Genomic DNA, 20,459 nt, shown 5'->3' with positions numbered 1-20,459 from the left:
ATTGCTTTTTCGTTCCAAAGAACACTTTGATTTCATACCGATCACTATGAAATATGCTAAACCTATTAGATAAGCAGTAAACTTTAAGCCGAGATTGCATATGGATTTATTTGCCGATCATAGAGAAGCCTCTCAATCACCAATTCCACCAGCGCAAACATCACAAGATCTTGCGCCTTGGAAAGTGCTGCTGATCGATGATGACGAACAGATGCATCAAGTGACCAAATTAGTGCTGTCGAACTTTAAGTTTCAAGGAAAGAAGCTCGAACTGATTTCCGCGTATTCTGGTATCGAAGCAAAAGAAGTATTGGCTCAACATGATGATATTGCCTTAGCGTTAGTTGATGTAGTCATGGAGCATGAACACGCAGGGCTCGAAGTCGTAAAATACATCCGCGAGGAATTAAAGAACTCAAAGATACGACTGGTGCTGAGGACCGGACAAGCGGGGCAAGCACCGGAAGACTTTGTTATTCAAGAATATGAAATCGACGACTATAAAGAAAAAACCGAACTCACCACCCAAAAATTAAAAACCTTACTCTACTCCATGCTCCGCGCCTACCGTGACCTCACCACGATAGAAGTGCAGAAAGAAGGACTGAGTAAAGTCATTAAAGCGTCCGCTAACGTTCAAAATACAACGACGTTAAAAGACTATGCATCATCGGTACTCAATCAACTCACCTCGCTCATTCAGCTGGATGCTTCCGCGTTCTATTGCTTGGTTAAACCGAGGCCTGATGGTGAGATTTCAAGAGCACTGACCTTAGCCGCCACTGGTGATTATGTCGATGCTTATTCCGAGTGCCTGTTCGATGTCCTTCCTCAAGAAGTCTCAGATCGCTGTCAGTACGCTCTCAGCCAACAAAAGAGCCAAAGCTATGAAGATGCCTATGTCTTCCACATGACAGACGATTCTGGCGTTGACAGCCTGCTGTATATCAATATTTTGAGTAAATTGAGTGAACTCGATAAACAATTGCTCGAAATCTATATGCACAATATTGGCCTTACGTTTGAAAACCTCAACCTATTAGTCGATTTGCGCGAGACCTCAAAAGAGTTGGTTTATAACTTAGCCAACGCGGTAGAAGCTCGGAGTAAAGAAACGGGCGCGCACGTTCAGCGGGTATCTTTATTCAGTGAGAAGTTGGCACAGCTCTACGGCCTTCCAAATCACGAAGTTCAAATGATCAAACACGCTTCACCTTTACATGATGTCGGTAAAGTAGCGATCCCAGACAGCATTTTGCATAAACCAGCCAAGTTAGATGCTGATGAATGGGCGATCATGCAAAAGCATGTTGAATATGGTGTCGATATTCTCAGCCAATCAAAACGTAAGCTGATCTTGGTCGCGAAAGACATAGCGCAGTATCATCATGAAAAGTGGGATGGCTCTGGCTACCCAGCACAGCTCAGTGAAATGGACATTCCGATCTCCGGCCGAATCACAGCCTTAGCCGACGTGTTCGACGCCTTGGGCTCTAAACGCAGTTACAAACAACCTTGGTCTGATGAAGATATTCGTAATGAAATCATCAATCAAAAAGGTAAACACTTTGAACCTAAGCTCGTTGATCTCTTAGTCGAGCATTGGGATGAGTTCTTACAAATTCGTGCCGACCATCCAGATTAACCCCCGCTCATTGTTAATAGCGAACGCTGTTCATTGCGAGCATCATTCATTACGCGCGCTTTAATCTAAAAGCCCCGCTCTTTTCAAAGCGGGGCTTTTGCTACCTATTGATTTAATTGTCTTCCTGTCGCTACTCACTCAGTTCCTGTGGCAATTTTTGAGGAATGGTGAAAGTGAAGGTTACGCCTTCGCCTAACTCCGACTCAAAGCTCAACTGACCAGCCAGCTTTTGGTGTATCAAATTAAAAACCAAATTAAGCCCTAATCCTGAACCACCGTGACCACGCTTACTGGTGAAAAATGGTTCAAAAATCTTTTGATGGAGCGCCTTATCGACACCACAACCATTGTCTCGGTACACAAAAACAATATCCTCTCCTTCCGCTTTAAAGCTTAGCGAAATCTCCGCTTGTGATTGCTCACTAAACGCATGATTCACACTGTTCAAAATAAGGTTAGAGACCACTTGAGTCAGCACTCCAGGCAAACTATTCATGGTAATTCCCGCATCACCATGCAAAATCGGTGTTACGGGCACTTTACGCGTTTCAGGGTGAATACTGGCAATCAATGCATCTAAGGTTTGGCTCACATTAAATTGGCTGCGGCTCTCTGACACTTGGTCGACAGCGGTTTGCTTGAAATCGCGTATCAGCTTCGCGCCACGGTTAAGGTTATCCTCTAACAGCGCACTTGCTTCACTCATCTGCTCCATCAACTGAGCAAATTGCTGGCTGGTAAGCGTTTGAGAGTTAAAGGCAGTATTCAGTTCGTTGCAGGCTTCTTTAATCAAAGAGGATGCAGTAACCGCGATACCTAATGGCGTGTTTACTTCATGAGCCACACCAGCCACCAGCCCACCTAACGCTGCCAGTTTTTCTGATTCTATTAATTGCCCCTGCGCTTCTTCTAAACGCTGCATACTTTGCTCTAAATCACGCGTACGCTCAGTCACTTTCTTCTCTAGGTTCTGGTTGAGATCTTCCAAACCAAACTGCGCTTGTTTCAGAGCCGTTACGTCAATGGAACTACCACGAAACCCTTGGAATTTATCCCCATCAAAAACACTCATCCCTTGGAAGAACATATAATTCCGCTGTCCGTCCGTTTCGATATTAACTTCACACATCGAGAAGTCTTCCTGTTTACTGAACTTAGACAGTAAATCATAAGAATTCCCTAGCCCCTCAATGTCTTTGATGAACGGGTGTTGATGAATATCAATGTTCAATGTCTTTTCCATCGCTTCAGACACAAAGACTAAACGCCCAATCTCATCGGTTTCCCATAACCAATCTGAAGACACGTTAGCAAAATCGACGAAACGTTCTTGCTCAAAACGAATGTTGTTGTAAAGCAAACGAATGTTCGAAGTGATCTTATTCGTTTCATCGGCTAACCAATTGAGTTCATCGTCCCTTTCCATCACCCATGGGTGATAAGGCAACTCTAAAGGTTGGCTCGGATGACGAGGATTAAATTTACGCAAGTACGTCGCCACCGAGAAAATTCGCCGATTCACACTCTTGTGGAAGACCATCAAAATCAAGTAACACACTATTGTTGTCTTGATGGCGTTAATGGCTAACGTGATTAAGAATTGGCGCAGTAAATAGCTATAAATTTCTTCACCATTAGACTCCATATACAAAGAACCAAGCACTTCCATTTCGTCATCTATTTGAGAATGGTACTGCAGAGCGAACTCCGCATTAATAGGATAATTATCGACTTTCTCACCAGCTGAAAAGGTGTAGCTCCCAGAGCGAATTTCCAAATAGTTCACCTTAGGCAAATTGACCAAGCCTTCGAGTTTTTGCTGCAACAGCACTAAGTCGTAGCTCCATAAAGACGCAGCCAGCAACTCAGCATGAACAGATTCAATCTCCTGCTGCCTTTGCTCTACGCTGTCAAATTCTCGATTGTAGTCCCAGTACAGTTGGAAGGTTGTGCCGAGCAAAGTCACCATGCCACTTAGCATCACCATGATCAAAATGATTCTACGGCCAATGCGGCTATAGATAGGATTGCTATCGCTGTCTTCAAACTTTTTTGTCCGACTCATTTCATTCTGCTCCTCGTGCCAACTGATGGCATACTTTTCAGTATAGAAGCGAATAGCTTAGCTACACTTAAAGCATGGTTTCTCTAATGAAATAAATTGCTATGAAAACCTATTTTTTGTTGGCTTTGATACTCATCTGTACCCCGTCTTTTGCAAACAAAGTCTTAATCATTGAAAGCTATCACTCGGAGTATCCGTGGGACAAAGACTATGTCACCGGGATAAAAGAAACCTTAGCGCCCTCGTACCAAGTTGACACTTTCCAGATGAATACTAAACGCCTTCCAGAGAAAGAATTTGCTGCCATGGCTGAGAAAGCCTACCTGAAATACTTAAAGATAAAGCCTGACGTGGTTGTTCTCGGCGATGACAACGCGCTGAAATACATGCTACCTAAACTATACAACGAACCGATCAGCATTGTGTTTTTGGGGATTAATTCCAACCCAAGAAAACTCCTGTCGCGAAATCAAGGTAAGGCCAAAATTACTGGAGTTTTAGAACAGCCTCTATTGATCAAAAGCATCAACGAAATCGGGCAACTCTTGCCGGAAAAAAACGCCAAATTACTTGTACTGTTCGATTCTGGCATCACCTCTAAAATCGCGAAGAAATTCATCTCTAAACAATACCAAGCGGTAAGAAGAACGCTGTCTATTCAAGTGGATATCGAAAATGTAGAAAGCCTGAGCGACTGGCAGTCCCACGTGAACGACAGCAGTAATAGTGGCTATTCCGCGATCGTGGTTGGGCTGTACCACACGATCGTTGATGAAAATAATCAAAATGTTGATTCTGCGTCGATAATGGCCTGGACCAACCAACATTCTCCTGTCCCATTGTTCGGTTTCTGGGACTTTTCAGTTGGAAAAGGTAAAGCATTGGGAGGCGTAGTGCTCTTTGGTAAAAGTCAGGGGGTTGAAGCCGGAAAAATGGTTAATAAGATCCTCCAAGGGCAAGATACCGACCAGATTCCGATCCACATAGGTAAGCAAGGAAAAGCAATTTATAGCGAGTTTGAAATGGAGCGCTGGGGGCTGCACCCGCCTTCACATTGGCAAGCTTTAGTTGAGGATAAATAACAAATAAGGGAGTGCGTGCTAGCACTCCCTTGGTTAAGTTAGTCTCATCATTCTTTAAATATTACTGACAACTGATTTCATCCCAGAACCAATTCGATTGAACTGGCGACTCCCAAACTCCTGGGCCATTTTTCGCAATAAAACATTTGCCGTTGTACGTCACTTTATCACCGTCGCTCACTTGGCTCACACCAGGTTCCCACGTAGTAAATACCGATGGGTCAACAACGACTGGTGGTTCTGTCACAGGAGGATCAGTAACGACTGGCGGCTCAGGTTCAGTGACCGGTGGTTCGACTGGTGCAGGGTCAGTTACCACTGGCGGCGTAGGCTCACCAGACACTAGCTTCCAAGGACCGCCGTTAGCCGGGTCATCACCTTGAGTCCACCACTTCGCTTCATAAGTAGCACCATTAGATGTAACTTGGTCGCCAGTGTTATAAACCTTATTTACATCCCAACCATTACCACCAGGATTCGTACCCGGGTCTACTGGATCCAGTTTATCGACAACCTTAACTTCTGGCCAACTTGCGTGCGAACCATAGAAGTTCGTTACACATTTCTCGTAATCACCAGGTACTAGTGCCGAATACGCAGTTTGGAACCCAACCAGTTCACATTCGAATGAGTAACCTTCAGGGCGGTCTGCATAATACTTCCAGTTACCATCCCAGTTGGTGTAAAGCACATCAGTTGCGCCGTTAAGGTTTAGACTGCCGTAAGGCGTTTGCTGCCAACAGGTATTCTTCTCGTCCGCTTCTACTGGGATCTGATAATGAGCAGCTAGCCCTTCCCAATAACGAATGCGGTTAACAGGCTGACCTTTCGTCTTGTTCTGTTCACCACACTCAATACCGCCATTAATTACATTAATCGTGGTACCGAACCCGTAACCAATACCGGCATCAATTTCACGTTGTGATGGGCTCCATGTACGGTCAATAACATGTAGCATTGCCGGTTTAGGTGCCTGTGGAGTCAAGAAGAACCAAATTGCCGAAGCCAAGTTCAGCCAAGAATCGGCCACTAAACCAGGATTGTTCAATAGTACTGTAGCATCGCCATCAAACATTACCTCAGAGAAAGCACCATAGTTAAAGTGGTAAGAAAGCTGTTTAGCACCACGACCGAAGTAACCTTGCCCCGCAGCACATGGCCAGCGTGCATTTTGCCAATCGTTCTGACCACAGCCAGTAGTGTAACCTTCTTGCCCTTCTGACCACCCCATTTCACGAACATGCACCAATGCTTGCTGCCACTCTTCTAAAGCCAGCGGATTATCGGAAGTATTATCTATCGCAATATGACCGCCCGTTTCTTGCGAGAAATGAGCGAAAGCCGTGATGATGGATTTCTTACAGATGGCATCAGAATCACGTCCATCGGTATATTCGCCACAGAACGCAGGGAACTTACCAATCGCGCGTAGGAAACGCGTGTAGGTGTATTCTGGTGCCGCCATTTGCGTTAGGAAGTCCCATTCAGACTGAGGAAACACACGCTCGACACGTTTTACGTTGTCTGGGTTTGAAGCTGATCCAGGAACAATCGCTTCTACGATAGTATTGGAACGAGTCTGCAAAGCTTGAGACCAAATCGCATACATAGGATCGGACGTCTTCGCTTGTTCTGCTGCTTGTAAATCGGCTCTTGAAACAAGATAACCAGTTGGGTTTTGAGGATCAGGCTGGATATTCATTGCTGCATTAGCGCTCAAGGAAACTAAACCGCTGGTCGCGATTGCGCATCCTAGTGCTGCAGTTAAATATTTAGTTTTAAACATATAGGGTTCTCTTATTTATCCATAATAAGTCCATAAGAGAGTAGATAGGTCTGAATAATGAAGACAGAGCAACAGATACTAATTATAAATAAATGCGACTGACTTGGTTTAATTTATAAATTCTATTTCATTGTTATACAAAAGAAACAAACACTTGATCCAAATAACAAAAAAGCCCCAAACAGAGTTTGAGGCTTTCAATCTATGAGTATGTTATTAGCACATATTCATATGATCAGCGGTTATTATTCCCACTCGATAGTTGCTGGTGGCTTACCAGAAATATCGTAAACAACACGTGAAATACCATCTACTTCATTAATGATACGGTTAGATACCTTACCTAGGAAGTCGTATGGTAGGTGTGCCCAGTGAGCAGTCATGAAGTCGATCGTTTCTACTGCACGTAGAGATACAACCCAATCGTACTTACGGCCATCGCCCATTACGCCAACTGAACGTACTGGTAGGAATACCGTGAATGCTTGAGATACTTTGTGGTAAAGGTCTGCAGCGTGAAGCTCTTCAATGAAGATAGCATCTGCGCGACGTAGCAAGTCACAGTACTCTTTCTTGATTTCACCAAGAACACGAACACCTAGACCTGGACCCGGGAATGGGTGGCGGTAAAGCATGTTGTATGGAAGACCTAGCTCTAGACCGATCTTACGTACTTCATCTTTAAACAGCTCACGTAGAGGCTCAACAAGGCCCATTTCCATATCATCAGGAAGACCACCAACGTTATGGTGAGATTTGATTACGTGCGCTTTACCAGTCTTAGATGCAGCAGACTCGATTACGTCTGGGTAGATAGTACCTTGAGCAAGCCACTTAGCATTTGTCAGTTTCTTAGACTCTTCATCGAAGATATCTACGAATACGTGACCGATGATCTTACGCTTAGCTTCTGGTTCAGCTTCGCCTTTAAGCGCTTCTAGGAAACGATCTTCAGCGTCTACTTTGATGATGTTTAGACCAAACTTGTTGCCGAACATATCCATAACTTGCTCAGCTTCGTTCAGACGAAGTAGGCCGTTATCAACAAATACACATGTTAGTTTGTCACCGATAGCGCGGTGAGCAAGCATTGCAACTACTGATGAATCAACACCACCAGAAAGACCAAGGATAACTTCGTCGTCACCTACTTGCTCTTTAATACGTGCAACTGCATCTTCAATGATTGAAGCTGAAGTCCACAGACCTTCACAACCACAAACGTTAAGAACGAAGTTCTCAAGCATTTTCAGGCCGTTCTTCGTGTGTGTTACTTCTGGGTGGAATTGAACACCGAAGTATTTCTTCTCTTCGTTTGCCATTGCTGCGTATGGGCAAGTGTCTGTTTCAGCGATCTTTGTGAAATCAGATGGGATCTCAACCACTTTGTCACCGTGGCTCATCCAAACATCTTGAGTTGACTCAAGGTCAGCGAACAGTGCTGATTCACCAGTCACTTGTACCGCTGCGTAGCCGAACTCACGCTCAGTAGACGTTGCTACTTTACCGCCAAGTTGCTCAGCCATAGTTTGCATGCCGTAGCAGATACCAAATACAGGTACACCTGAATCAAACACGTACTGAGGTGCGCGTGGAGAGTTCTCTTCCGTTACACTTTCAGGGCCACCAGATAGGATGATACCGTCTGGATTGAATTCACGAATATCCGCTTCGTCTACGTCCCAGCTCCAAAGTTCACAGTAAACACCGATCTCACGAATACGACGAGCAACTAGCTGTGTGTATTGAGAACCGAAGTCTAGAATTAGAATACGTTGGTCATGAATATTTTTAGTCATTTTAAGCAGTCTTATTGGCTATGTGATCAAACGGAGGCGAGTTTACTCACCTCTGATTAACTCTTCAAGAAATAAAGCAAACGTTTTCGTTGGTTATCTGTAAGTCGATGTTTTGTGAGAATCACTCTCTAAACAAAACAGGCTTTAGATAAAATAATGTGCCGACTTAATCAGCACATTATTCAAACGTTTGGACGTATTATTAACCTAAACGGTAGTTAGGTGCTTCTTTAGTGATTTGAACATCGTGTACGTGAGATTCTTTCATGCCCGCACCAGAGATACGAACAAACTCAGCTTTAGTACGCATGTCTTCAATCGTCGCAGAACCTGTTAGGCCCATGCTTGAGCGTAGACCACCCATTTGTTGGTGAACGATCTCTTTTAGGCGACCTTTGTATGCGATACGACCTTCAATACCTTCTGGAACAAGCTTGTCTGCAGCGTTGTCAGATTGGAAGTAACGGTCAGAAGAACCTTGAGACATCGCGCCAAGAGAACCCATACCACGGTAAGACTTGTAAGAACGACCGTTGTAAAGGATAACCTCACCTGGTGCTTCTTCAGTACCCGCGAACATTGAACCAACCATCACACAAGATGCGCCAGCAACGATAGCTTTACAGATATCACCAGAGAAACGGATACCGCCATCTGCGATTACTGGAATACCGTATTCGTTTGCAACTTCCGCTGCGTCTGCAATTGCTGTTACTTGAGGAACACCAACACCAGTAACGATACGAGTTGTACAGATAGAACCAGGGCCGATACCAACTTTAACTGCACTTACACCCGCTTCGATAAGAGCACGAGCGCCAGCGCCAGTTGCTACGTTACCACCGATGATTTGTAGATCTGGGTATGCAGCGCGAGTTTCACGGATACGGTTAAGTACGCCTTCAGAGTGACCGTGTGAAGAGTCGATAAGTAGAACGTCTACGCCAGCTTCAACAAGAGCAGCAACACGCTCTTCGTTACCAGCACCAGCACCAACAGCTGCACCTACACGTAGGCTGCCGCGCTCATCTTTACAAGCGTTTGGTTTACGTTCTGCTTTGTGGAAGTCTTTTGCAGTGATCATTCCAGTTAGTTGGAAGTCATCATTTACAACAAGTACTTTTTCAACACGTGCTTCGTGCATTTTCTCTTGAACTTCTTCGCGAGTTGCACCTTCTTTAACAGAAGCTAGACGCGATTTAGGCGTCATTACTACGTCAACTTTCTTAGAAAGGTCTGTTACAAAGCGAACGTCACGGCCAGTAATGATACCAACCAGTTCGTTTGTTTCAGTCACTACAGGGAAGCCAGCAAAACCGTGCTTCTCAGTCAGGGCAACAACGTCAGCAATCGTTGCGTCAGGGCTTACAGTTACAGGGTGAGAAACCACGCCTGCTTCGTAAATTTTAACCTGGCGAACCATTTCAGCTTGTTGCTCGATAGACATGTTCTTGTGGATAAAGCCAATGCCACCTTCTTGCGCGAGTGCGATAGCCAGACGAGCTTCCGTCACGGTATCCATCGACGCAGAAATCATAGGGATGTTCAGTGAAATGTTTTTAGTCAACTGAGTGCGAAGATCAGCTGTGTTTGGGAGAACAGTGGAGTGAGCTGGCACGAGTAGTACGTCATCGAATGTCAGCGCTTCTTTGGCAATTCTTAGCATTTGCAATATCTCACAATTGAGGAGTAGAAAGAAAAATCCGACTTCATCGTTTCGCATAATGAAGTGCTTTGGATTAGATATTGCGGAGGGATTATACGCACGGGGAAATCGCTTGGCTACACATTTTTGTATTTTTAATTTGCATTTACCCCCTTGATATGTATTATATTGCCGCTATCTTCCATACTCACGCCCTGTGAGATTCCAAGAAAGACCTTCCTTCAAGGAAAGATAGTGCTTCTATGACTAATCCAAATATCTTTACTGTTTCTCGCCTCAACTCAGAGGTTCGTCTCCTATTAGAAAACGAAATGGGAATAGTCTGGCTCGTTGGTGAAATCTCAAACTTCTCTGCACCTGTCTCTGGTCACTGGTACCTCACCCTTAAAGATTCTCGCGCTCAAGTTAAGTGTGCCATGTTTCGTGGTAACAACCGCCGAGTCACCTTTAAGCCTCAAAACGGTAATCAAGTATTAGTTAAAGCTCGCCTATCTCTCTATGAACCACGTGGTGACTATCAACTGATCATCGAAAGCATGCAGCCAGAAGGTGACGGTAAGCTTCAGCAAGAGTTTGAAAAGCTAAAGATGAACCTTGCTGCTGAAGGTCTATTTGCTCAATCGACTAAACAAGCTCTTCCTGAACACCCAAAACGTGTTGGTGTTGTCACCTCTAAAACTGGCGCTGCACTGTTTGATATTCTTGATGTGCTGAAAAGGCGTGACCCTTCATTGCCTGTTGTGGTTTACCCAACCATGGTTCAAGGCGAAGAAGCGGCGATTCAGATTGCTCAGGCGATTGGACGTGCCAATGAGCGCAATGAGTGTGATGTGTTAATCGTGGGCCGTGGTGGCGGTTCATTAGAAGACCTATGGTGCTTCAACAACGAGATCGTTGCTCGCACTATTGCTGCAAGCCAGATCCCGATCATCAGCGCCGTCGGCCACGAAGTGGATGTCACTATCGCCGATTTCGTTGCCGATATGCGTGCCCCTACTCCATCAGCAGCCGCTGAATTGGTTAGCCGTGACAACAGTCATAAAGAGCAAGCTTTCGCCTCTAAACGTGCTCGCTTAGTGAGTGCGATTCGCCATGTTTTAATTAAGCAAGCGCAATCGACTCAAGCATTGAAACACCGCTTAGAAAGACAGCATCCTAGCTACCAACTGCAAAAGCAGAGTCAGCAGCTGGATGATCTAGACATGCGTCTGCGTCGCGGTATGGCTCAATACCTAAAGCAGCATGCACAGCGTGTCGAACGTAAGCAGCATCAACTTCAGTTGAACTCGCCAGTTAAGCGTTTGGGTGAACAAAAATTGCATCTGCAGCGTTCAGAGCAAAAGCTATTAGATGCGATGGATAAAACACTCCTTACCACTCGCCACCAGCTTGCGATGGCTGCCGAGAAATTAGAGACCGTTAGTCCACTGGCAACCCTAAAACGTGGTTACAGCATTACTCATTCAGCATCGAGCAAGACTGTATCATCAATTAACGATGTCGAAGTCGGTGAAGTGATCACCACTCAAGTTGAAGATGGCGTGATTGAGTCGCAAGTGACGGCAAGAGTAACTAAGAGCTAGTTTAGAACTAATTCGAACGTTAAACACTAGAAAGCCCTATCGATAATCGACAGGGCTTTTTTGTATCTAATAAGAAAACTCAGTAAAAAGTTAGTCCGCAGCTTGGAACTCGAACTTTACTCGCGACTTAGACTTAAGCTCGTTGCACTCACCATTACAAAAATAGCTCGCAGAACCACACGCCTGTAGTTTCTCCAATTCAGCATCACAGTCAGGACAAAATGCCTGTTTTCGATAATGTTGGTCGCAGGAAATGCAAAAATACTTTCCATCCCATGATAGCGTTTGGCTGCATTTAGGACATTGGTTTTCTGTCATATAAGTCCTCCTAGAGCACCATTACACCACTTTAACTTCATTCGGCATTAAGACCTTGATCCTTGCCAAATCTATGCGCAATACTGTCATATAAGTCCTCCTAGAGCACCATTACACCACTTTAACTTCATTCGGCATTAAGACCTTGATCCTTGCCAAATCTATGCGCAATACTTTCAAATTAAGGGCTAACCAGAGCTAACCACTCAAAAAGATCATAAGTTGATCTTTTGCTTTATCTTCTTTGATCAGCGATCTACCCTTAAAAGAATATTTATATCACCACACCCCGAAAGCATAAGTTACATATGCTGCATTTGGATTTTTATCAAAACAAAATGTCGCATAATGGTTACCAAAACAATAAAACAGGATTTTGTAACAATTAGAGTAATTTACGATTTTCCATCTACATGCGTCTGCATTTGAATGTTTTGCGCATCTAATTGAGTCAAACAAACCCTTATTCTACCTAGCTCTGCAGTGGATTTAACGTGTGTACCACCACAAGGAATCGATACGGATCCTGCTTCTCGTATTTCACATTCCCAGTAACGAGAGTCAGTTAGCGACTCACCTTCCAGACGCATATTCACGTCGATTGTATCGTCAAACCACATTTCCAGCTGATGATTCACTTTTCGCTCTATTTCAACTAAATCAGCCAATACATCCGCTACGTTAAGGCCACGCTTTTTCAACGTTTTTCCTAGCCTATAAGTATCGGTACACAAGTCTGGCGTAACGAAGCTGGTTTCTTGCGCGTAACTGTTGAAGTCATAATGCCCTAATGAGTCTTTACGATCTGCATCTTTACGCCAATATTGCTCAGCCAGTACTTTGTTTAGAGCCAAAAATGCGAAATGGCCGGCACTATGCCCTCGGCTCAAACTCTCTTGATAATCTTGGTCAACAACCCACTTGATCGAAGTATCGGCAGTAACCGTTAAATCTGCGGACAAGCAATGCACCACCACGAATACCCACCCTTCAGCATCACGCTTAACAGGGATTGATTCCCCGACATAAAGCTCACCACTTTCCAGCTCAACCGCACCTACTAAACAATCGATAACTGGGTACTGTTGACCACTTACTTCTCCGTGGCCTCTATCGGCCGGGTGATCTGGCCATATATGGCTAACAGGGTGAAATGGCGTATTTTCAGTTACGACATAAGTCACGCCTTCCTGGCGCTTTAGCAGTTGTATATGGCTTTCTGATGACCAAGTCTGGTGACAAAATTGTGTTTTAGTTGCTGATACTTTCATTGCTGCCCGTTGTCTTTATTTTTAATTATCAGTTGGTACAAATTTTACTTAAAAAAATACCCAAGTCGAAGCTTGGGTATTTTCAAATGTTGTTAAAGGTTACTTACGACCTTTCATCATACTCATCATGCGCTTACGTTTACGCTCTTGAGAGATAGTCAGTTTGTTAGTCTTACCTTCAAACGGGTTCTCACTGTTTTGGAACTGAATACGGATCGGTGTACCCATAATTTCCAATGAACGACGGTAGTAGTTCATCAAGTAGCGCTTGTATGAATCTGGTAACTCACGTACTTGGTTACCGTGTACAACGACGATAGGTGGATTATAGCCACCAGCGTGCGCATACTTCAGCTTCACGCGTCGGCCGCGAACCATAGGTGGTTGGTGATCGTCTGTTGCCATTTTCATAATTCGAGTCAGAACAGATGTACCAACACGAGTCGTCGCAGATTTATATGCTTCTTCTACCGACTCAAACAAGTGACCAACACCAGTACCGTGAAGGGCAGAAATGAAGTGGATACGTGCAAAGTCCACGAAGCCTAAACGACGATCTAGCTCTTTCTTCACGCGCTCTTTCACATCGTTATCTAATCCATCCCACTTGTTAACCGCAATAACGATTGAACGACCTGCGTTCAATGCAAAGCCAAGTAAGCTTAGGTCTTGATCAGAAATGTTTTCACGAGCATCGATCACTAATAGCACGACGTTAGCATCTTCAACCGCTTTTAACGTTTTAACTACCGAGAACTTCTCAACAGTTTCATTAATGTTTTTGCGACGACGAACACCCGCAGTATCAATCAGTACGTATTCACGCTCGTCACGCTGCATTGGGATATAAATAGAGTCACGAGTCGTACCAGGCATATCGTAAACCACTACACGTTCTTCACCTAAAATTCGGTTAGTCAGTGTTGATTTGCCCACGTTTGGACGACCAATGATTGCCAGCTTAATCGGCTGATCTTGAAGGCGCTTGAATTCTGCTTCCGCTTCTTCTTCTGTGAAATCCAGCTGCTCTGCTTCTTCATCTTCAAACTCAGTTAGGTCGTTGATTTCACCAGACTCAGCTTTTAGGGCTTCTGCAAAAGGGTTCAAAGCCAAATCAATTAGCGCAGTTACACCACGGCCATGAGCAGCAGCAATTTGGTACATATCGTCTACGCCTAAACGCCAGAAATCAGCACTCGCAGCATCAGCGTCAATACCATCAACCTTGTTTACCACAAGCATCGAAGGCTTTTCGATTTTACGTAGGTGCGCGGCGATCGCTTCATCAGAAGGTGTTAAACCTGCACGACCATCTACCATGAACAGGACAACATCAGCTTCATCGATCGCAGCTAATGACTGTTCAGCCATCTTTGTTTCAACACCTTCTTCAGTACCGTCGATACCACCAGTGTCAATCACAATAAATTCGTGTTCACCAAGCTGAGCTTGGCCATATTTACGGTCACGCGTTAAGCCTGGGAAATCCGCAACCAATGCATCACGAGTTCGAGTCAATCGGTTAAACAACGTAGATTTACCTACGTTCGGACGCCCTACTAGAGCAACAACAGGTACCATAACAACCTCTACAATTTCTTTTCTTAATGTAGTTATAGGTAAACACTTGCCAGCAAGCTTAAATTTTTACCTATAACCACATGGATTAATCAATTTATCTCAATAAAACGGCTCCTGGCTGTTACCAACCAGGAGCCGATTGTGAATTATATCACGCTTTATTGGCTAATCGTCAGTTTCTTTACATCGCCATTACGAGTAACGATTAAGTAACCATCAGATAATGCAACTGGACCAACAGCGAAACCGCTATCATTAACAAGCTGCTGAGCAACAAATTCACCCGTAGAACGATCTAACCAGTGTAGATAGCCTTCGGTATCGCCTACTACAACATAACCATCAATAATTGAAGGTGCAGTAAGTAAACGATGCTCAAGCTTGTCAGTGCTCCAAAGTTCTGTACCGCTGCGTGCATCAACAGCGACTAAATGATCTTTGTCTGTCACAACAAATAAACGGCTACCATCACTGGCCATATCTATCGCCGAAGAGTAATTACGCTTCCACGTTGGCTTACCTGAACGTAGATCAATACCAATCAGCTGACCGTTAATACCGATAGTGTAAAGTGTGCCACCCAAAATTACAGGTGAAGCATCGACATCGACTAGGCGATCAATTTCTGTCGCGCCCTTTGGAGTACCAACGGGTTGCTGCCAAATAAGCTGTCCACGTTCAACAATTGCTGCAGCTAGACGACCATTAGCCGTTCCCCAAAATACACCACCAGAAACGGTGACTGGAGCGCTATCGCCACGCAGTGTCAGGCTAGGAACCTCAGTGCTTATTGTCCACTTCTGTTCTCCACTAGTCTGATCAAGCGCAATTAACATTCCGCGGCTAGTGTTGATAATAACTAAGTTGTTGTCCGTTGCCGGTGCCGCAAGCACTTCACCATTTACAACGACACGCCATAGCTCTTCACCAGTTGACTCATCCAGCGCAATCACTTCACCATTTTCGTTACCAACGAAAATTTTTCCGTATGCCGCTGTTAGTCCGCCAGAGAGCCGTGCATACACTTCACGTTCTAAGTCATTACTCCAAAGCTCTTTACCTGTTTCAGGATCAAGCGCTTTTACCATACCGTCACGACTAGCGATGAAGACTTTGTCGTACGCGTATTCCGGAGTCAACTTAGAGAAGTAATGCCCTACCCCATTTCCGATTGAGGTCGACCATTCAGATTTTGGAGTGAATTCACTAGATACGGTTGGCACTGGCGCCATAATGATGGTGTCTTCTTCACTGGCACAACCAGCAAGTACACCAACGGCTGCCGCGCAAACCATCGCTTTTTTAACTAACGATTTATGGAACATGCTCTTCATTTAGAGTTAGCCCTTATTTCGCTAGATCGTCTAGTTTAATTTGTAACGCTTGGCTAGCATCGCTTGCTTGCTGAGCTTCAGTGTAAGCACTGTAAGCTGCGTCTTGATCACCTTGACGAAGCAAAATGTCACCACGTAGCTCGGCTGCGCGACCTTTCCAAGACTCATCTGTAATGGTTGCAAGCTCAGCGAGCGCTGCATCAAATTGAGTTTGTTCTGCTTGAATTCGAGCAACACGGTAGGAAACAAGTGGAGCCAATGCCGCATCCTTGGTATTCGCCTTTGCCCACTGAAGCTGTTCAAGTGCAGCTTCTAGCTCACCGGCTTCAACTTGAACTTTAGCTAATTGCATAGCAGCCAGTACTGAGTACTCAGCCTTGCTATTGCCATCAATAAAGGTTTGCACTGCTGCCTGCGCATCCACGCCTTGAGCCGCTAAACTTTCCATCGCTGAAGTGTATTGTTCAGATGCAGCTTCACGAGCTTCAATCGCTGAATCTTGGTAGTAACGCCAGCCAAATAAGCCACCTAAACCAACCACAGCACCAAAGATCACGGCTTTACCATTCTCTTTCCACCAATCTTTAATGGCTTCAACTTGTTGTTCTTCAGTATCGTAAAGTTCCACTTCCTGTCCTCTTCAATTCTTTGCAAAGCGATAGAACCTTCTACCGCTTTAAATTTCTATTGGCTTATCGTTAGATTAGCGCAGCGACTTTCTCTGCAACTTCCGCTTGAGACACGGTTTCTTGCACACCACCAACCAAATCTTTTAGTACAACGGTGTTGTCAGCGACTTCGTTTTCACCAAGTACTAGTGCTATCACCGCACCTACTTTGTCGGCACGTTTGAATTGCTTCTTGAAGTTGCCGCCACCGAAGTGGTTCATTACACGAACGCCTTTAACGTTATCGCGTAATTGATTCGCCAGCTTCATACCAGCGATCATAGTACCTTCACCAGCAGCAACCATATACACGTCTACGCTGCGACGAACTTCTGTTAGCTCTAACGTTTCCATCATCAGTACTAGACGCTCTAGGCCCATTGCAAAGCCAACTGCCGATGTTGCTTTACCACCAAGTTGCTCAACAAGACCATCATAGCGGCCACCGCCACACACTGTACCTTGTGCTCCAAGGCTGTCAGTGATCCACTCAAATACTGTGCGGTTGTAGTAATCTAAACCACGAACTAAGCGCTCATTAACTTGGTATTCGATGCCAACGGCGTCAAGAAGTTCACACAAACCTGCAAAATGTTGCTGTGACTCTTCACCAAGATATTCAGATAGACGAGGTGCATCACCTAAAATAGCTTGAACGTCTGGGTTCTTAGTATCTAGTACACGAAGCGGGTTAGTGTGCATGCGACGTTTACAATCTTCGTCTAGCACATCAATGTGCTGTTCTAGGAAAGCAACAAGTGCGGTACGGTAGTTTGCGCGATCTTCAGTAGAACCGATTGAGTTCAGCTCTAGACGAACGTGCTTGTCGATGCCTAGCTCACGCCATAGACGCGCAGTCATCATGATAAGTTCTGCGTCAACGTCTGGACCGTCTAGGCCAAACACTTCCACACCACATTGGTGGAATTGACGGTAGCGACCTTTTTGAGGACGTTCGTGACGGAACATTGGTCCCATGTACCATAGGCGCTGCTCATCACGATTGATAAGGCTGTTTTGAATACATGAACGTACACAACCTGCAGTACCTTCCGGACGTAACGTTAGACTATCGCCATTACGATCATCAAAAGTGTACATTTCTTTTGAAACTACATCAGTTTCTTCACCTACTGCACGGCTGAATAGGTTGGTTTCTTCAACGATCGGCATACGAACTTCGTTATAACCGTATGCACTGATAACGTTTTTAACTGCGCCTTCCACTTTTTGCCAAAGTGGAGATTGAGTTGGAAGGCAATCGTTCATGCCTCGAATTGCTTGGATATTTTTTGCCACGATAATAATTCCGTAAGATCTCAGCGACTGACATGCTCTAGATTGTAGAGGTGATCGCTGAGATTCAATTAATCTTCTAAGTTTTGTACATCAATGCGATTCGCTTCATCCAGCACAGAGGCTTTAGCTCGAATCTTAGCTTCAAGTTGGTTTACGAGGTCATCGTTATCAAAACGCTCTTTTTGACGTTTGCCATCTTCGTAAAACGCACTCTTACGGTTACTACCCGCTAGACCTAAGTGGGAAACTTCAGCTTCACCAGGGCCATTCACAACACAGCCAATAATAGAAACATCCATTGGAGTAATGACGTCTTCTAAACGCTCTTCAAGCGCGTTTACGGTGTTAATAACATCGAACTCTTGGCGAGAACAGCTCGGGCAAGCGATGAAGTTGATACCACGCGAGCGAATACGCAAAGATTTCAGGATATCGAAACCAACTTTGATCTCTTCAACAGGATCTGCCGCTAAAGAAATACGTAATGTGTCACCGATACCTTCAGCCAACAGCATACCAAGGCCAACAGAGGACTTAACCGCTCCAGCACGTGCGCCACCTGCTTCTGTAATGCCTAAATGTAAAGGTTGGTCAATCTGCTTAGCTAGCAAACGATATGAACCTACCGCTAGGAATACATCTGAAGCTTTCACGCTGACTTTAAATTGGTCAAAGTTCAAACGATCAAGGATATCAACATGACGCATTGCAGATTCAACTAATGCTTCTGCCGTAGGCTCGGTATATTTAACTTGGATGTCTTTCTCAAGAGAACCACCGTTAACACCAATACGAATTGGGATATTCTTGTCACGAGCACAATCAACGACACTGCGAATTCGGCTTTCATTACCGATATTACCAGGGTTAATTCTCAAACAATCCACACCATACTCAGCCACTTTTAGCGCGATACGGTAATCGAAATGGATATCCGCAACGAGCGGTACCGAAACCTGTTGTTTGATTTGCTTAAACGCTTCTGCTGCATCCATAGTAGGAACAGATACACGCACAATATCAGCACCAACATTTTCGAGTGCTTTAATTTGAGCAACAGTCGCCGCAACGTCTGTTGTTCGTGTGTTGGTCATGGATTGCACAGCGATAGGTGCACCATCACCGATCGGCACATCGCCCACATAAATGCGGGTCGATTTGCGACGAATAATTGGAGATTCGTGTTGCATATTAGCTCTAAGGTAAGGTGATTCTTGCTACTTTGCCTGAAGTATACCCAGAAAGGTCGACAGGTTCACTTGCAAATGTCATTGATACGCCTTCTGGAGCGCCTAACACCACTTTATACGGTGCCGTTCCAGATAATTTTAGGCTTTGACCGGCTTTTTTAATGCCAGTAGATAATGTTTTACCTGTCGCATCTTTTACTTGAATCCAGCAATCAGCAGAAAACTGCATCGCTAGTTCATTCGCGATAGTCGAAGTTTCCACTTCTTCTACGGCAACAGGTTCTTCAACAATTTCTGGTGTGTCTACTGTCACCGTTTCAGTAACGACAGCTGCTACCTCTGGTTGTGGTTCTTCCACAACTTCAACAGGAACTTCTTCAACAGGCTCTATAGATACGATATCGACCGTTTCTTCACTAGGAATAACTGGGGCCACTACTTCTTCGATGATTGAAGTATCAACTTCTGGTTCATTCGCTATCACCTCAGTTTCTGTAGACGATGCGGCCAGTGATTGTGACAGAGTATCTTGCTGCTGATTTTGCCACCACCATAGTGACGATATGCCGACGATAACCGCGAAAATCCCCCATGTGATCCCCATAATGCGGCTATTGTGTTTCTCTGTTTTGGTTTTGCGAGAGAAGCTTTGCATTTCTTGTTCTTGATGTTGAGCATCGCCAGCGTGATCTAATGCATCTAGAACAATCTTCTCATCCAAATTCACCGATTTTGCGTACGAACGTAAGTAACCACGGGTGAAGGTTGCCACTTGCTCAACTTCAAATTGATTGTCTTCGATTTGTTCGATAACAGAGACACGTAACTTCAAGCGATCTGCAATTTGTTTTTGAGTCAGGCCAAGCGATTCACGTTTCTGCTTTAAAATAGTGCCTGCTTCAGGCTGCGTAAATTCTTGAGGTGTTGGGTTATCTTGTTCAGTGTTCATAGGGTTCGAACTTCTTTGTGTTACTGCGCTTACTCGACAATTTCTTTTTGTTTTCTTTATTTTTCGTTCAATCAAAGCGCAATAGGTGTGAAATTACTTTCAATTACTCGTGCCAATAGCGTTTTCTGAAGTGAAGCTAAGATTCGAAGAACCTCAGCACCCAGCGGGTAGCCAACCTGAATAGACAATACGTGCACATTAAGTAATTAACTAAGTCTTAGCT

General features: G+C 44.6%; 15 protein-coding genes. 3 read left to right on the top strand and 12 right to left on the bottom strand.

The window, feature by feature from the left end; genetic code table 11:
• The first annotated feature begins 100 nt into the window (after positions 1–100).
• Positions 101–1,645 carry a DUF3369 domain-containing protein gene (locus ELZ11_RS19890; RefSeq protein ID WP_137359129.1) on the top strand — a complete coding sequence of 515 codons (1,545 nt, stop codon included), beginning with the start codon at positions 101–103 and terminating at the stop codon, positions 1,643–1,645.
• A 130-nt stretch (positions 1,646–1,775) separates the two neighbouring features.
• On the opposite strand, the gene ELZ11_RS19885 is transcribed toward ELZ11_RS19890, so the two are convergent.
• Positions 1,776–3,710 carry a PAS domain-containing sensor histidine kinase gene (locus tag ELZ11_RS19885; protein WP_137359128.1) on the bottom strand — a complete coding sequence of 645 codons (1,935 nt, stop codon included), beginning with the start codon at positions 3,708–3,710 and terminating at the stop codon, positions 1,776–1,778.
• Between the two features lie 101 nt (positions 3,711–3,811).
• Here ELZ11_RS19885 and ELZ11_RS19880 point away from each other — a divergent pair, with 101 nt between their 5' ends.
• Positions 3,812–4,792 carry an ABC transporter substrate-binding protein gene (locus tag ELZ11_RS19880; RefSeq protein WP_137359127.1) on the top strand — a complete coding sequence of 327 codons (981 nt, stop codon included), beginning with the start codon at positions 3,812–3,814 and terminating at the stop codon, positions 4,790–4,792.
• 61 nt (positions 4,793–4,853) lie between these two features.
• On the opposite strand, the gene ELZ11_RS19875 is transcribed toward ELZ11_RS19880, so the two are convergent.
• The 3 genes from ELZ11_RS19875 to guaB form a co-directional block, all read right to left on the bottom strand.
• Positions 4,854–6,578 (bottom strand): chitinase, encoded by a 1,725-nt coding sequence (locus tag ELZ11_RS19875; RefSeq protein WP_137359126.1) that lies wholly within the window; start codon positions 6,576–6,578, stop codon positions 4,854–4,856.
• A gap of 245 nt (positions 6,579–6,823) precedes the next feature.
• Positions 6,824–8,377: a glutamine-hydrolyzing GMP synthase gene (guaA, locus tag ELZ11_RS19870; RefSeq protein WP_128161861.1), complete on the bottom strand. Its 1,554-nt coding sequence runs from the start codon at positions 8,375–8,377 to the stop codon at positions 6,824–6,826.
• A gap of 202 nt (positions 8,378–8,579) precedes the next feature.
• Entirely contained in the window at positions 8,580–10,043 is a 1,464-nt protein-coding gene (guaB, locus tag ELZ11_RS19865; protein ID WP_061033280.1) for an IMP dehydrogenase, read from the bottom strand.
• A gap of 242 nt (positions 10,044–10,285) precedes the next feature.
• Here guaB and xseA point away from each other — a divergent pair, with 242 nt between their 5' ends.
• The gene (xseA, locus tag ELZ11_RS19860) at positions 10,286–11,626 is read left to right on the top strand and encodes an exodeoxyribonuclease VII large subunit (protein ID WP_137359125.1); all 1,341 of its coding nucleotides are present in this window, start codon (positions 10,286–10,288) and stop codon (positions 11,624–11,626) included.
• A 90-nt stretch (positions 11,627–11,716) separates the two neighbouring features.
• On the opposite strand, the gene ELZ11_RS19855 is transcribed toward xseA, so the two are convergent.
• The 8 genes from ELZ11_RS19855 to rodZ form a co-directional block, all read right to left on the bottom strand.
• Entirely contained in the window at positions 11,717–11,944 is a 228-nt protein-coding gene (locus tag ELZ11_RS19855) for a zinc ribbon domain-containing protein (RefSeq protein ID WP_137359124.1), read from the bottom strand.
• Positions 11,945–12,339: 395 nt separating this feature from the next.
• Positions 12,340–13,215 carry an alanine--tRNA ligase gene (locus tag ELZ11_RS19850; protein WP_137359123.1) on the bottom strand — a complete coding sequence of 292 codons (876 nt, stop codon included), beginning with the start codon at positions 13,213–13,215 and terminating at the stop codon, positions 12,340–12,342.
• A gap of 99 nt (positions 13,216–13,314) precedes the next feature.
• Positions 13,315–14,796, bottom strand: coding sequence for a ribosome biogenesis GTPase Der (der, locus tag ELZ11_RS19845; RefSeq protein WP_137359122.1), 1,482 nt, complete (start codon positions 14,794–14,796; stop codon positions 13,315–13,317).
• Positions 14,797–14,954: 158 nt separating this feature from the next.
• A complete protein-coding gene (bamB, locus tag ELZ11_RS19840) occupies positions 14,955–16,121 on the bottom strand; it encodes an outer membrane protein assembly factor BamB (RefSeq protein ID WP_137359231.1) in 1,167 nt (388 codons plus the stop codon).
• A 22-nt stretch (positions 16,122–16,143) separates the two neighbouring features.
• Entirely contained in the window at positions 16,144–16,758 is a 615-nt protein-coding gene (locus ELZ11_RS19835) for a YfgM family protein (protein ID WP_137359121.1), read from the bottom strand.
• A gap of 70 nt (positions 16,759–16,828) precedes the next feature.
• Complete coding sequence (hisS, locus tag ELZ11_RS19830; RefSeq protein ID WP_137359120.1) at positions 16,829–18,097, bottom strand: histidine--tRNA ligase; 1,269 nt, start codon at positions 18,095–18,097, stop codon at positions 16,829–16,831.
• Positions 18,098–18,165: 68 nt separating this feature from the next.
• Positions 18,166–19,287, bottom strand: a complete 1,122-nt coding sequence (gene ispG, locus ELZ11_RS19825; protein WP_137359119.1) for a flavodoxin-dependent (E)-4-hydroxy-3-methylbut-2-enyl-diphosphate synthase — start codon at positions 19,285–19,287, stop codon at positions 18,166–18,168.
• A 7-nt stretch (positions 19,288–19,294) separates the two neighbouring features.
• The gene (gene rodZ / locus ELZ11_RS19820; protein WP_137359118.1) at positions 19,295–20,236 is read right to left on the bottom strand and encodes a cytoskeleton protein RodZ; all 942 of its coding nucleotides are present in this window, start codon (positions 20,234–20,236) and stop codon (positions 19,295–19,297) included.
• Positions 20,237–20,459 lie beyond the last annotated feature (223 nt).

This window comes from Vibrio profundi, from assembly GCF_005281835.1.
GTDB classification, from domain to species: Bacteria; Pseudomonadota; Gammaproteobacteria; order Enterobacterales; family Vibrionaceae; genus Vibrio; species Vibrio profundi.
This window is presented reverse-complemented; position numbering and strand designations above follow the sequence as displayed.